The sequence below is a fragment of the Effusibacillus dendaii genome, assembly GCF_015097055.1.
Lineage (GTDB): Bacteria > Bacillota > Bacilli > Tumebacillales > Effusibacillaceae > Effusibacillus > Effusibacillus dendaii.
The window spans coordinates 2,442,554-2,456,742 of the sequence record NZ_AP023366.1 but is presented as its reverse complement, the minus strand read 5'-3'; the positions used below and the strand labels follow the sequence as shown (position 1 = coordinate 2,456,742).

At 49.5% G+C, this 14,189-nt stretch carries 13 protein-coding genes; 3 read left to right on the top strand and 10 right to left on the bottom strand.

Annotated elements, in window-relative coordinates; translation table 11 throughout:
- Positions 1-37: 37 nt before the first annotated feature.
- From skT53_RS13295 to skT53_RS13270, 7 genes are all read right to left on the bottom strand, one after another.
- Entirely contained in the window at positions 38-2,239 is a 2,202-nt protein-coding gene (locus skT53_RS13295) for a dihydroxy-acid dehydratase domain-containing protein (protein ID WP_200757781.1), read from the bottom strand.
- A gap of 147 nt (positions 2,240-2,386) precedes the next feature.
- Positions 2,387-2,815, bottom strand: coding sequence for a hypothetical protein (locus skT53_RS19030; RefSeq protein WP_318978525.1), 429 nt, complete (start codon positions 2,813-2,815; stop codon positions 2,387-2,389).
- On the bottom strand, positions 2,812-3,036 hold the full coding sequence (locus tag skT53_RS19025) for a hypothetical protein (protein ID WP_318978524.1): 225 nt from the start codon (positions 3,034-3,036) through the stop codon (positions 2,812-2,814). The genes skT53_RS19030 and skT53_RS19025 overlap by 4 nt, the downstream gene beginning before the upstream one ends.
- A gap of 20 nt (positions 3,037-3,056) precedes the next feature.
- Positions 3,057-4,115 carry a TRAP transporter substrate-binding protein gene (locus skT53_RS13285; protein ID WP_200757779.1) on the bottom strand — a complete coding sequence of 353 codons (1,059 nt, stop codon included), beginning with the start codon at positions 4,113-4,115 and terminating at the stop codon, positions 3,057-3,059.
- 40 nt (positions 4,116-4,155) lie between these two features.
- Entirely contained in the window at positions 4,156-5,196 is a 1,041-nt protein-coding gene (locus skT53_RS13280; RefSeq protein WP_200757777.1) for a C-terminal binding protein, read from the bottom strand.
- 12 nt (positions 5,197-5,208) lie between these two features.
- Positions 5,209-6,492, bottom strand: a complete 1,284-nt coding sequence (locus tag skT53_RS13275; protein ID WP_200757775.1) for a TRAP transporter large permease subunit — start codon at positions 6,490-6,492, stop codon at positions 5,209-5,211.
- A 22-nt stretch (positions 6,493-6,514) separates the two neighbouring features.
- The gene (locus tag skT53_RS13270) at positions 6,515-7,045 is read right to left on the bottom strand and encodes a TRAP transporter small permease (protein ID WP_200757773.1); all 531 of its coding nucleotides are present in this window, start codon (positions 7,043-7,045) and stop codon (positions 6,515-6,517) included.
- Positions 7,046-7,361: 316 nt separating this feature from the next.
- On the opposite strand from skT53_RS13270, the gene skT53_RS13265 reads away from it, so the two are divergent.
- Both skT53_RS13265 and skT53_RS19235 read left to right on the top strand, forming a co-directional pair.
- Positions 7,362-7,817, top strand: a complete 456-nt coding sequence (locus skT53_RS13265; RefSeq protein ID WP_200757771.1) for a GGDEF domain-containing protein — start codon at positions 7,362-7,364, stop codon at positions 7,815-7,817.
- A gap of 53 nt (positions 7,818-7,870) precedes the next feature.
- Positions 7,871-8,017 carry an EAL domain-containing protein gene (locus skT53_RS19235; protein ID WP_200757769.1) on the top strand — a complete coding sequence of 49 codons (147 nt, stop codon included), beginning with the start codon at positions 7,871-7,873 and terminating at the stop codon, positions 8,015-8,017.
- Positions 8,018-8,100: 83 nt separating this feature from the next.
- Here the strand turns inward: skT53_RS19235 and skT53_RS13255 are convergent, their stop codons facing one another.
- Together skT53_RS13255 and skT53_RS13250 are read right to left on the bottom strand one after the other, a co-directional pair.
- Positions 8,101-9,840 carry an ABC transporter ATP-binding protein gene (locus skT53_RS13255; protein WP_200757767.1) on the bottom strand — a complete coding sequence of 580 codons (1,740 nt, stop codon included), beginning with the start codon at positions 9,838-9,840 and terminating at the stop codon, positions 8,101-8,103.
- The gene (locus tag skT53_RS13250) at positions 9,797-11,593 is read right to left on the bottom strand and encodes an ABC transporter transmembrane domain-containing protein (RefSeq protein ID WP_200757759.1); all 1,797 of its coding nucleotides are present in this window, start codon (positions 11,591-11,593) and stop codon (positions 9,797-9,799) included. Before skT53_RS13250 ends, skT53_RS13255 begins: the two co-directional genes overlap by 44 nt.
- A 263-nt stretch (positions 11,594-11,856) precedes the next feature.
- Between skT53_RS13250 and skT53_RS13245 the strand changes: the two genes are divergently transcribed.
- Positions 11,857-12,597, top strand: coding sequence for a phospholipase D-like domain-containing protein (locus skT53_RS13245; protein ID WP_200757753.1), 741 nt, complete (start codon positions 11,857-11,859; stop codon positions 12,595-12,597).
- Between the two features lie 96 nt (positions 12,598-12,693).
- Here the strand turns inward: skT53_RS13245 and skT53_RS13240 are convergent, their stop codons facing one another.
- A complete protein-coding gene (locus skT53_RS13240; protein ID WP_200757751.1) occupies positions 12,694-14,178 on the bottom strand; it encodes a glutamate synthase subunit beta in 1,485 nt (494 codons plus the stop codon).
- Between the last annotated feature and the right edge of the window lie 11 nt (positions 14,179-14,189).

The window sequence follows — 14,189 nt, the reverse complement described above, 5'->3', positions numbered from 1 at the left end:
TTGCATCCTCCCCTCTATCTGCCATTCAAAATCGGAATCAGTTGATCGGCGCTTGGTTGGCGGGCAGCAGAATATCTGTCCTGTAATCGAGTTCCGCTTCTTCTGCCACCGCCACCGGCACGACTCCCTGTGCGGCATCCGTATGTCCAATCATGCGATTGCTGGCTGCCACCAACCGCTGCCGGTGCCGCATGCGTGCCATTCTTTCGGCCGCCAGATCAAACCGCTTTTCCCGAACCGAATCAAATTCGTATTGCAAGGAGCCGTTTTGAAACTCCGCTTCATTTAAAAATTGGATCTGCGATTCCCGCAGATTCAGAACTAACAGATCACCGGTCTTCAGATAGAGAATGCCGCCACCGCAAAACGCCTCCGGCGTCATATGCCCAATTGCCGCACCGTACGTTACTCCGGAATATCTGCCATCGCTAATGATCGTTGCCAGCCGTTTGAGAAACCGGTTCGCGTTGATATGCTGCATCGGGGTAAACATTTCCGGCATGCCGAACGCCACCGGTCCCTGCCCGGAAATGACCACCGCAATTTTGAGAATGCCCTTTTCAACCAAATGGTCAAACAACGAATGATAGTCCTCGTCTCTCCACTCCTCAAACTGATCAGGACCGTTATGTTTGAGAACAGCCAGCAGATTCTCATGGCTGAAACAACGTTCCTGCTTCAGCCGCTCCATCAGGTTGGAATCCAGCAGACTGCGGTTCGCATCGTCCTCATTCTCATAGTAAAGAACAAACGCTGCTTTTCTATCGAATTCGTCAAGTTGTGAGGTCGACATGCCGCTGATTTTGACAACTGCCGTTTCGAAGAAGTTTCCTGTTAGCACATCCACACCGCTGAACGGCCGACGCGGCGTCGCCAAGATGATCGGATTGTCGGTCACATGAGTGGCTGCCAATCGATCCGTGTTCTGCAGCCGTTGCCGCCAGGTAGTGCCTGTTACTGTAGGCGCGTCGACATCCATCTGCACCCCATTTTCAAGCAATTCATAAAAGAGCGTCTCCATACCACGGCTGTCGCCACTGCAGCACTGTGACGCAAGAACAAATATGTCGCGCCCCTGCGTCAGGCTGTAATCGAAAAGATCCGGCACAGGGAATTCATGGTGGATTTGATCCACATCATGCAGGCTGAACCGATACCCGCCATACAACATGGCTGCCACCATATGCATCATCAGGTTGGTCGAACCGCCCGACGCACTGTGAATTCGGATGGCATTTCGGATATTGGTGGCCATAATATTGGAAACCCCAAACACCGGGTCGTTAATCATCGCTGCCAGACTGTCCAGCGCGGTGTTGATGGCCGCCTGACTTGGCGGATCTGTCAAAAGTTCCAGGACCGGATGAACAAGACCCAGGCCGGCTACCAGATGCCGGGAACTGTTTCCCGTTCCGTTAAACGCGCAAACGCCGCCTTTTCCGTCACATGTCGCAACAGCCAATTGTTTCTCAAACTCTTTATGAGCCGCTTTTGTCAGAATGCCTCGTTCCACGGCACGCTCGAATACACCTTGAAACGCCGTATTGGAAGAACACTGCAATATATAGGCCATCGCATCACGAAGATCGTAGGCAATATCCGGTGCGCCTGCCTGTTCGGCCCGCTTCGCGGTTGCCTCCAATTCATCCATCAAATCTTTCGGGATTTCTCCGCCCTTTAACACGTGGGCAGGCGCAAACGTCGCAAAAAAAGGAGCTTCTCCTCGATTCCGCCGGATGCGATCCAGATGCGCCAACGCACTGACCACTCCCAACGGTTGTTTATCACATCCCTGTATCACAAACGCCCCATGATAACTGTGTGCTTCCAGTTGATTGACCACCATTTGCGCAACCGCATTGCGGCTTTGCAGCGAATAACTCATCCCCTGATTGCTCTGCGCCGTTCCGTCACACATGACAGGGGTAGAAAAATAAAAAGGAACGCCCCCGTTTTGCCAGATGCGGACAGCCGCTCTGGCCGATGTCTGAAAATCCATGATATGAGCCGGATGATCGGAAGATCCTCCGATGATCGCAATACGCGGAGCGTTCTGTTCCAGCCGGTCATAAATGCGGTCAAGCGTCCAATCCGGGTCTGAACCTTCGTAACTGGAACCAAGAATTTGTTTGGAACGGTCGAGCAGACCCGCCACACAGATGGGCTCATTTGCTTTTCCCTGGACATTCTCACGATAGGGATTGACCGAATTTCCGATTGCGGGATATTGGACAGTCAAATGAATACCCCCTTTCAAAATCGACCGGATTCGTCAGAATTTCGATTCATTCCATTCCTCTCACCTCTTCCAGCTTGCTTTCCGAAACCAAATCTCTTTTAATTCCAGTGTGTTGCGGAGACGAACCAGACGAACTTTTGTCAGATCCTAAATATAGCTGGTCTTAATCGCCGCTTTTACAGCCAGTTCAGCCGTTTCCAGACACATCGGCAATTTAACCGTATCCACCACCACCAATACATCAATTGGATCGAACAAAATACGCGGCATCAACGATTTTGCTTCTGCCAGCAGAGGCGGTTCTGCCTCTTCCAACTTCTCAGCAGGCACCGCAACAATTTTGGCCGGTCTGTCATATGCGTTTTCAATCGATCCCAGCCCCAATACAATCGGCACTCTGTTCATGACCATCTTGGCCATTTCGGGAACATGTTCCGCCATGTACTTGAAACTGTAAGCATGGGCGGCCTCAGCCCCTTTTTGTTTGCCAAGACCCATCGTGATCATCTTCATCAGTCCGCTTTCAACCGGTCCGCGAAATGCGGTATGCGGTTTAATTCGATTGATTACGATCACTTTATCCGCTTCATACGCACACGCTGTCCTTCAGACGTCACTCCACCGTGACTCCCCATAGCCGGTATCAGAAATGGCTGACCTCCTGCCGATTTAACCGCATTTACGACTTCCCTTGCCAAAATCGGGATATCTGCCACTTCCGATGCACGAAATTTCTGTTTGACTTTCACCATCCGGGGAAGCGGCACTCCCGCAAGCAATTCCTCCAAAATTTTCATGCCATCCTCCGCGCATTTTATTATTTTTGGCTGCGAATTTGCTTTAATTGATCATTCATTTCTTTCACCAGATCTTCGCCAAACTTTTTTGCATACTGATCGATGACCGGTTTTACAGCCGCTTGAATTCTTGCCTTTTCTTCATTTGACACTTCATTGATTTTCATGTTTTTCGCTTTCAAATTGTCAAGAGACTTTTGGTTTTGCTCACGGTTCAATTGGCGCTCGTATTTGCCAGCCTCAACGGCCGCGTCCTGAAGAATTTTCTTCTCCTCATCGGACAGTTGATCCCAAAACTTTTTGCTGACCAGGAATGCGAACGGTGTATACACATGGTTGGTCAAGCTGAGATACGGCTGTACTTCGTAGAATTTGTTCGATTCGATTGTCGCCAGCGGATTTTCCTGACCATCGACCGTTTTGCTTTCCAGCGCATTGTATACTTCTGAAAACGCCATCGGAGTCGGATTGGCGCCCAACGCCTTGAATGCGTCAAGATGAACGGTGTTCTGCATCGTGCGGATTTTTAATCCCTGAAAATCTTCCATCTTGGCGACCGGATGTTTACTGTTCGTCAAGTTCCGGAATCCGTTTTCCCAATAACCGAGACCGATCAAACCGTGCTCCGGCAATTTGTCAAGTATCTTCTTGCCGATCGGTCCGTCCAGTACGGCATCCGCTTCTTTTTCGTTGTTAAACAGAAACGGAAAATCAAAAATGCCAAATTCCTTCACCGTACCCACCAGCGGAGAAGTGGAAGGAACTGTGATTTCCTGTAAACCGCCCTTCAGCGCTTCTGTCATTTTCTGATCGTCACCCAACTGTGCGGCATAGTAGTTTTGTACCTTCAGTTTTCCGCCGCTCTTCTGTTCTACGATTTCTTTAAATTTTTTCAGTCCCTGTCCCTCTGGATGATCTTCGTTTAAGCCGATGCCCGCTTTAATCACACGTTCCTTAATACCGCCAGCCGTTGTTGTCGATTGCGCCGTTTGACTGCCGCCGCCCCCGCAACCGGCAACAGCCGCCAGCAAACCGGGAATTAAAACGCTGACCCCCAACCGTTTCACCCATGTTTTCATCTGTACTTGACCCCTTTCAAAAACTTTTTTTGTATCAGGTTCATTGCAGAACAGAATACAACCCGGATTCATACCGAGTATCCGACTGCCTATCCCGCAACGGAACTTTCCCTTTCAATTGATGGTTGACCAAATATTTCGGATATTCGCCATATAGCAGTACGTCTGCGATTCCGAGCGCTGCCTTGCACCTCATTTCGGCGGCAGATTCTTCCGAATACCAGGCAACATGCGGTGTCAAAACCACGTTATCAAATGACAGCAACGGATGTTCCGGGTGAATCGGCTCTTCTTCCACAACATCCAATCCTGCTCCTGCAATAGACTCTTTCCGCAGCGCTTCGATCAACGCAGCTTCGTCAATCACCGGTCCGCGTGAAGTATTGATGATAAAAGCGTCCTGTTTCATCTGAGCAAACTGCCTTTCACCGATCAATCCTTGTGTTGCCGAAGTAAGCGGAGCATGCACCGAAACGATGTCAGATGTTTGACAAAGCTGATCCAAGGTGACCAATTCCACCCCTTTTTCGATCGCCACCTGTTGTGGTACAAACGGATCATAGGCAATCACTCGCAAACCCAAAGGCCTTACTTTCTCCGCCAGCGCTTGCGGGATTCGGCCAAAGCCGACAAGGCCGAGCGTTCGGCCCCGCAGTCGGTAGATCGGCTGTGTTAACTTGAAATCCCATTTTCCCGATTTTACAAATTGATTGGCTGGCGCAATTTTCCTTGTCACAGAGAGCAGCAAACCAAGCGCATGGTCGGACACTTCATCCATACAGTAGTCGGGCACATTCGCTACACAAATTCCTTTCTCCGTTGCCGCTTCCAGATCCACTGTATTGACGCCGACGCCGTAACGGGTAATGACTCTACACCGTTCCAATGATTCTATTACTTTACGGCTGATCGGCGCATACTGGTTAATCAATCCGTCTGCATCACGGCAAATATCAATCATGTCCTGCTCCGTCTTGCATTGAGCAGGAATCAGCTCGATTCTGGAATCAGACAATACCTTCTGCTCGTAACGCAGGTCCTCATATTCCCAGTCAGTTACCACCACTTTCCACTTTTCCAAACGATTACCCCCTTACTTGTCATAGAACCAGTGCAATGGAACCAATGTCAGGCCCGGGAACAATGTGAGCAGCAGCAATACAAAACATTCCGCCAGCAAAAACGGCCAGACGCCTTTCATAATGTCGTCCATTGTGATTTTTGCCACGCCGCACGCTACGTTCAACACCGTTCCGACTGGTGGCGTCAACAGTCCGATACAATTGTTGAGAATAAAAATGACACCAAAGTACACCGGGTCAATTCCCGCTTTTGTAATAATCGGCATTAACACAGGCGTCAGAATCAGAATCGTGGGTGTCAAATCAATTGCCGTACCGACAATTAAGACAATAATGTTGATGGCGATCATCAACCACATCGGATGGTGGATAAACGGGCCTAACAGCGCGGTCACTTCCTGCGGAATGTTTGCCACCGTAATCAGCCAGGCGGATACCATCGCGGCTGCCGCAAGAAACATCACGACACTGGTGGTTTTTCCAGCCCGAATCAACAATTTGTAAAGATCTTTTAGCTTTAACTCGCGGTAGATAAACATCCCTACAAAAAACGCATAGAAAGCGGCGACCACTGCTGCCTCAGTGGGAGTGAATACGCCGAACCGCAGTCCGCCGATAATAATGGCCGGCAGGATTAACGCCCAAAACGCCTGTCTGGTGACACCCAGGATCTCCCGTACCGATTTGCGGGGATATACCCGCAAGTTGTCTCTGCGCACCACCCACAACCAGGTCAGCACCAGTGCAAGCCCGATCATTAACCCCGGCACAATTCCCGCCATAAATAGCTTCGTGATGGATACATTGCTGGTTACACCAAAAATGATCATCGGAATACTGGGCGGGATAATGGGCGCGATAATGCCGCCCGCCGCCAGCAACCCGGCGGAACGATTTGTATTATAACCGGCCCCCACCATCATCGGGATCAGCAGTGCCCCCAAGGCAGCCGTATCGGCGACCGCCGACCCGGACAGTCCCGCAAAAATGACGCTGCCGATAATCGCAACATACCCAAGTCCGCCCCGAATGTGCCCGACCAAAGCCATCGCAAAGTTGACGATTCGGGTGGAGATGCCGCCTGCATTCATGAACTCACCGGCAAGAACAAAGAATGGGATCGCCATCAACGGAAAATTGTCGGCGCCGTCAATCAGGTTTTGAGCAATAATCTGGCTGTCAAAATTGCCCATTACAAACATTAAGCAGACACCGCAAAACAAAAGCGCGATTGCGATGGGAACACCGAGCGCCATTGCGCCTAACAAGGATCCGATAAAAGTTGCCAAGACCACACGATCCCCCCCTTTTCGATTGTTAATTCCCTGTCGTTACGTGCAGTTCGTCTTCTGAATCACGAGTCATCACCAATTCGCCATCTGTCGTCCTGTTCGTGAACAGCCGGAACAAATTGATTACCACAATCAGTCCCATAGAGACTCCAACAACGATCCCAATGCCGTAAATGAAGGCCATGGGCAATCCCGTTGCAGGCGCTTTGCTGTCAAAATTGAGCAGCGTCATTTTCCAACTGCCTTCCAATACCAGCCAAAGTGTGTACAGAATAATCAGGTTACTGACAAGATAAGCCGCTTTTTTCATGCTCCGCGGCAGTTTTTTGATCAGTGAATCGACTCCCAGATGTTCATGATCCCGAAACGCGGCAATGCCCCCCAGGAAGATCATCCAGATAAACAGGAATCTGGCCATCTCTTCCGACCATGTAATTCCGGAGTTGAACACATAGCGCAGCACTACGTTGCCGAACACAAGGATACACATGATTGCCAATGAAAACGCAATTAACAGATTCAGCAGACTGTCGATTGATTTTGAAATTTTTTGCATGCGTGTTGCATCCCCCTTTTATGGCCTTCCTTTGGATTTGTTTTATAATATAAAACTCGGTTTTCAGTACTTCCCAAAATGGAAAACGAAACCCTGACTGCCGCTTGAACTAACTACCGTTCGATTTGTTTTATAATGTAAAACTATGTTTTGGTTAATTTATTTTAAAATAACGTAATTAAATATTATTAAATAACTATCAATACAGATATTTGTGTATATTCTGATAATTATTATCTTGAATTCGAATTTATGTGTCAACGAAAATATTCTTTTCGACACCGCCCATAAAAAAACAACAGAGCTGATTAACCATATGGCATACCATGATACGTTAACCTCATTGCCGAATCGACGCCTGTTACAAGAACAGCTCGAAATCGCCTTATTTCAGGCAGAATCTTCCGGCAGCAAGTTGGCGCTCGTATATTTTGACATTGATCGATTTAAAATCATAAACGATTCCTTAGGGCACGGAACCGGCGATCTTCTGTTAACCGCTGTGGAAGAACGTCTCAGCCAACAACTGGGCGACTCAGAAACCTTGGCAAGAATGGGCGGAGACAAATTTGTCCTGCTGCTGCCGGGGTCTACAGTAGAAGAAGCAATTTTTGCGGCAGAAAATATCATTGAACAGTTTAACCGGCCTTTTTACATAGAAGATCGTGAATTACACGTTACAACAAGCTTGGAAATCGCCATCTATCCGAATGATGGAACAGATTCATTGACACTTTTAAAACATGCGGATGTTGCCATGTATCGGGCATAGGAACAGGGCCGCAACAATTATCAGTTGTACTCTGACCGTTTTGGGCACTTGCAGTGCAAATCTCAATCGACGATTTCGGAACCGGGTATTCTTCATTAGGTTATTTAAAACTGTTTCCCATTCAGACGCTCAAAATCGACCGCTCCTTTGTGGCCGATATGATATTTGTTCAGTCCACCTTTGCCACCGGACAAAATTGAGCATCTGTTGACTGCATCGGAATCTCATCCCCTTTAACCGGCCACCCTTTTTAGGCGGCCACCCATTTTAAACCGCCGCCCCCCTAAACGGCGGCGGTACTTCCTTGCTGCAGCAGATACATCTTGTAATAAAGCCCCTCTTTGGCTAACAGTTCCTGATGTGTCCCGCTCTCCACAATCTCCCCGCGGTGAAGCACCAAAATCAAATCGGCATCCTGAATCGTCGATAAACGGTGTGCAATGGCAATTGTGGTGCGGCCTTTCCGCATCTTTTCGAGAGCGGTTTGAATCGCTTCCTCCGTTTCCGTATCCACGTTTGCAGTTGCCTCATCCAGAACCAGAATCTTTGGATTCCTCGCCATCGTCCTCGCAAACGACAACAGCTGCCTTTGCCCACTGGAAAAATTGGCCCCCCGCTCGCTGACCGGTTCTCCGTAACCATTCGGAAGCTTGTCAATAAACGAGTCCGCCTGCACAAATTTTGCGGCCTGTACAATGTCCGCATCGGAAATCTCCTGATTGTGAAGCCGGATGTTCTCACTTACATCGCCAACAAACAAAAACGGATCCTGCAGCACCAACCCTATTTTCCCGCGTAGTTCTTCATCGTCATAGGCATCCAGAGGCACCCCATCCAGTCGAATGCTTCCCTGTGTCACCGGATAAAAACGCATCAACAGGTTAATCACCGTGCTTTTGCCGCTCCCCGTATGCCCCACCAATGCAATGGTTTGTCCCGGACAGGCCGTAAACGTAATATTTTTCAACACATCCGTCTTTCCGTCATAGGAGAAACTCACGTTTTGAAACTCGATCATTCCCTTCCCGATTTTCGGATTCTTCGTTCCCTGTTTAACAGGCGCCAACCGTTGGTCATCCATCAATTGAAAAACCCGTTCAGCCGAAACAACCGCCTGCTGCAGTTGGGAAAGCCGCTGCATCATCGTATTGACCGGTTCAAAGAAGCGGTCCAGATAATTGACAAATGCATACAGAACCCCGATTTGAACAGGGCTGTCTTGTGTGTGGAAGCCGAAGAATCCCAGCACCAGTATGAGTGTGAGTGTATAAATAAGATCGACTGCCGGACGCAACAGTAAACTTCCCAGCCGAATGTTTCTTCTTGCCGCCTGGTAATTCTCGCGGTTAATTTGACCGTACTCTGCAAGGACCCGCTTTTCCTGACGCATGACCTGAATGACGTGCATCCCCTGCAGCGACTCATTCAATTTAGCGTTCAATTCGCTGAGCTTGGATCGCAGCACACGATAGATTTTGGCGCTGGTCTGCCGATAAACCTGCATCAGCAGGAGGATAGCCGGCAGCAATAACAGACACAGGGAGGCTAACCGGACATCCAACAGGAACATAGCCGCGAATATTCCTAACAAAAACACGATATTCTGCACAAACGTCGACAACACACTGACAAACAGGTCTTTGACCGCTTCCGTATCATTTGTGATTCGTGAGATAATCGAACCGGTCGGCGTCTTGTCAAAAAACTCAAGACCCAACCGCTGCACATGACTGAATACGTCAATCCGCAGCCGCTGTATGATTTGAAGCGCAATACGCTGAAAGGAGACCAATTGCCAATAATGCATAATTGCGGATAAAACCAGTAAAAAAAGATAAGTGCCTGCAAGCCATGCCAACTGTGAAATCACCCAATGGTGCGGAATCAAATATCGGTCGATAAAAATCTGGATCAGCTTGGGACCCGCCAGATCGGACGCCGTCGCAATCAGCAGCAATCCGAACGCTATAACCAACTCTTTACGGTGTGGTTTCATGTAACGGATCAGCCTGTACATCACCATCTGTCCCAACCCCCTGTTCGACCAACGACTCCAACAACTGCCGTCCGTACATCTCCGCATACCAGCCGCCTTGTTGAATCAGATCCTCGTGCGTGCCCCGTTGGCTAATGCCGCCTTCTTCCAATACCAGAATCTGATCCGCATGTTCCACCGCGCTTAAACGATGCGTTGCGATCAACGTGGTCTTATTTTTCCGATTCTCCCGCAGCCCTTCCAGGATCGCTTTTTCCGTCCGGGCATCCACCGCCGAAAGACAGTCGTCCAAAACAAGAATTTCCGGGTGAAGCAGCACAGCGCGGGCAATTGAAATTCGCTGTTTTTGTCCGCCTGACAGCGTCACGCCCCGTTCCCCGACAACGGTGTCATATCCGTGTTCAAAATGAAGAATGTCAGAATGAATAGCAGCCAAACGGCTGGCCGCTTCGATTTCCTGAAAGGAGGCATCCGGCTTTCCAAACGCGATGTTTTCTCTTACCGTACTGGAAAACAGATACAGATCCTGCGGAACATAGCCAATGGCAGAGCGGAGCGCATGCAGTGTATAGTCGTAAATGGAACGTCCGTTTATCTCAATGTCCCCGTCGATCACATCAAACTCCCGTACCAGCAGGCGCAGTAGCGTTGATTTGCCGCTTCCCGTTTTCCCGACGATGCCAAGCGTCTGCCCACGCTTTACTTCCACGTCAATGTTTCGTAAAGCCGCTTCCGTTTTTCCCGGATAGGCGAAAGACCGTATCTGAAAGTGGATATCCCCTGCCGGAATCTGCTCGGCAGCCCCTTGTCGGTCATACACATCCGGTTGAATCGCAAGCAGTTTTTGTACCCGGTCATAGGAAGCCCGCCCCCGTTGCATAATGTTAATTAACCACCCGAACGCCAACATCGGCCAAATCAAATACCCCAGATACATGACAAACTGGGTCAACTGCCCGATTGTAAGCTGACCCCGTTCCACAAACCAGCCTCCCACCGCTAATGAAACAAAGAAGCAGGAACCAACGATCAGTTTAATGACAGGGTCATACAGGGAATCGATTTTCGCCACAGCCATATTCTTCTCCACGACCTGTGCCGACAAATTTTCAAAAGATGCCGTCTCCGCCATTTCCTGGCCAAACGACTTGATGACGCGCACACCGGATATATTCTCCTGCACCTTCTCGTTCAGTTCGGAAAAAGCGGCCTGTGCCTCAAGAAACCGTTCATGTAGCAGCGTGCCTAACCGGCTTGTTGCCCACCCCATAATCGGCATTATGAGAAGAGTGAGCAACGTCAACTTCCAACTGATAAACACCGCCATCGAGAAGATGACCAGTCCGCCCATCGTGGTCGAGTCCACTAACGTGAGAATCCCTTCTCCTGCAGTCATCTCAACCGCCTGGATATCGTTTGTCGAATGGGCCATTAAATCCCCAGTCCGGTGTTGATGATAAAACTGCGGGGATTGCTTTGTAAAATTTTCATACAACCGATCCCGCAGCAATAGCCCCAGTTTCGCAGCCGATCCGAATATCAGGTTGCGCCAGATGTAACGGAGTAAAAATGTGACCAAACCTGATGCCAGCAGCAAGCAAAGCCATGTTATAAGCGATTGACGGCTGATAGAATGTTGCTGGATGCCGTCGACAACGAGCCTTACGATATAAGGCGGCACAAGTTCCAGCAAGGCGACCATCACCAATATGACCACACCGATGCCGTAACTTTTTTTCTCCATTCGGAAAAACCACCATAAATCCCGAAAAACACTCATCACGAATCCTCTCCAAAATAAAGAACCACCGGGCAATTCCCATGGTCGTGTGTAGTTATTATATACGTGTGACATGCATGTAACAAATCATTTTCATTTTCTACGAAAATCTGATTTTATCGTATGATAAAGGCCGCTATATATCTAGTCGTTATGTTATCGACCGAATTTCGTGGAGAGATGGTTGGGGGAGCCGAAAATTTCCGCGAACTCAGATCATTCGGATGATGGATGCGGGAATTGAATGCCGGACGATATTTCCATTGCGCCTCCCTTGGTTTATGCCCAATTTGACTTACCGGGATCATTGTAAGATCGTCGCGATCGACGGAAAGGAAGCTTTTACAGGTGGTATCAACATCGGAGAGGAGTATACCGGATTGAAGCCGAACGTAGGGTTCTGGCGCGACACCCATATGCGAATCGCAGGTGAAGTTGCAGAGGATTTGCAGGCGATTTTCGACGTCCATTGGAACATCGCTTCGCCGGACCGGATGAAGGCGAGGACACGCGGGAACTCAAAAGCTGAGGATACGCGAACGCCCATTCAGGGTTCAGGGCGCAAATCACTGCACATCGCAACCGGCAGGGCCGCTCTTTCCGGATGGTCGGCGGAATTGGGCACTGAGCTTGGCAGAATGGATGGGGCCATGGATGGCACCAGCGATGATACCGTTCCAAGCGCAGAGGCGTTGCAGAAAGCGTACGTACAGACGTTAGAAGGCAATCCTGGAATTCCTACCCAAGGCATCCGGGAGGCTTACTTCATTTGCCTGACACAAGCGACCCAGACTATTGATATCACCAACGATTTGAGAAGTTATCGCCTGAATTATGAGGTGTGCGAAATCGTGTACAGTGAAGACGTGGCGCGGCAACTCACGGAGCAATTCGAGCGTGATCTGACTGATTCCGTCCCGTTGCGCATGGAGGAGCTGCTGCAGCGCCCCCTTTCACAACGCATGATTGATCAGGGAGCTCGCCTGTTTTCCCCGTTGTTATAGCATGCACATGTTCCGTTGTTTCAACAAAAACAAAGAGGACTGACCCCCAAGTCAAACTGCTATGGGTTCAGCCCTCTTTTTATGTTAGTAACATATTTACGGCAGGAACGTTTCTCCCATCAAGAAGCGATCCACTTCTCTGGCTGCCGCACGTCCTTCATTGATTGCCCAAACAACCAAACTTTGTCCGCGCCGCATGTCGCCAGCTGCAAATACACCTTTCACGTTAGTGGAAAATTGGCCGTATTCCGCTTTCACATTGGAACGTTCGTCCCGTTCGACACCCAATTGAGAAAGAACCGTGTCTTCCGGCCCTAAAAATCCCATTGCAAGCAATACGAGCTGTGCCGGCCAGACTTTTTCCGTTCCGGGAATCTCAACAGGAGTCATCCGTCCATTTGCCTCTTTTTCCCATTTGATTTCCACCGTATGCAGCTCTTTTACATGACCGTTTTCATCACCCACGAATTTTTTTGTGGTGATTGAGTATTCACGAGGATCACAGCCATAAACGGCTTTTGCTTCTTCCTGTCCATAATCCATTTTGTAAACGCGGGGAAACTGCGGCCACGGATTGTTTGCGGCACGCGTTTCCGGGTTCTTGCCCATGATCTCCAACTGCGTTACGCTGTTGCAGCCGTGGCGAAGTGAAGTTCCCACGCAGTCTGTCCCCGTGTCGCCGCCACCGATCACAATCACGTCTTTTCCTTTAGCCGAAATATAGTTGCCGTCTTCCAGATTGGAATCCAACAAACTCTTTGTGTTGGCTGCCAGGAATTCCATCGCAAAATGAATTCCCTTCAGATGCCGCCCTTCAATCGGCAGATCGCGCGGTTTTGTCGCACCGCCGCAAAGCACCACCGCATCAAATTCTTCCAGCAGCTTCTCAACCGGATAATCCTTGCCAACTTCCGTTTTCGTGACAAATCGGATACCTTCCGCCGCCATCAGATCGATTCGGCGCTGCACCAAAGTTTTGTCCAGTTTCATATTCGGAATGCCATACATCAGCAATCCGCCAATCCGATCTGCCCGTTCAAAGACAGTCACCAGATGCCCTGCTTGATTCAATTGATCGGCACAAGCCAGCCCGGAAGGCCCAGAACCGACAATCGCCACCTTCTTACCGGTCCGCTTTTCGGGAGGCTGCGGCTGAATCCACCCTTCCTCAAAACCCCGATCGATAATTTCCCGTTCAATCGTTTTAATCGTCACAGGCGAATCAATCAGGCCTACCGTACAGGATCCTTCACAGGGAGCGGGGCATACCCGTCCTGTGAACTCTGGAAAATTGTTCGTTTTCTGCAAACGATCCAACGCCTCTTTCCACAGTCCCCGGTAAACCAAATCATTCCACTCGGGGATCAGATTGTTGACGGGACAACCAGCCGCCATCCCATTGATGACAGCGCCCGTGTGACAATAGGGAATACCGCAGTCCATACACCGCGCTCCCTGTTTGCGCAACTCTTCTTCCGATAAATGTTGGTGGAACTCCTGCCAGTCAAGAATCCGATCCAGCGGATCGCGATCGGCCGGGAGCTCACGTCTATATTCCATAAATCCGGTAGCCTTACCCATCGTTTTGTCTC

What these genes read in the sequence shown, in the direction of transcription:
- skT53_RS19025 (WP_318978524.1), bottom strand. Translation starts at nt 3,036, where the DNA reads ATGAAAATTTTGGAGGAATTGCTTGCGGGAGTGCCGCTTCCCCGGATG.
- skT53_RS13285 (WP_200757779.1), bottom strand. Translation starts at nt 4,115, where the DNA reads ATGAAAACATGGGTGAAACGGTTGGGGGTCAGCGTTTTAATTCCCGGT.
- skT53_RS13270 (WP_200757773.1), bottom strand. Translation starts at nt 7,045, where the DNA reads ATGCAAAAAATTTCAAAATCAATCGACAGTCTGCTGAATCTGTTAATT.
- skT53_RS13265 (WP_200757771.1), top strand. Translation starts at nt 7,362, where the DNA reads ATGGCATACCATGATACGTTAACCTCATTGCCGAATCGACGCCTGTTA.
- skT53_RS13255 (WP_200757767.1), bottom strand. Translation starts at nt 9,840, where the DNA reads ATGGTGATGTACAGGCTGATCCGTTACATGAAACCACACCGTAAAGAG.
- skT53_RS13250 (WP_200757759.1), bottom strand. Translation starts at nt 11,593, where the DNA reads ATGAGTGTTTTTCGGGATTTATGGTGGTTTTTCCGAATGGAGAAAAAA.
- skT53_RS13240 (WP_200757751.1), bottom strand. Translation starts at nt 14,178, where the DNA reads ATGGGTAAGGCTACCGGATTTATGGAATATAGACGTGAGCTCCCGGCC.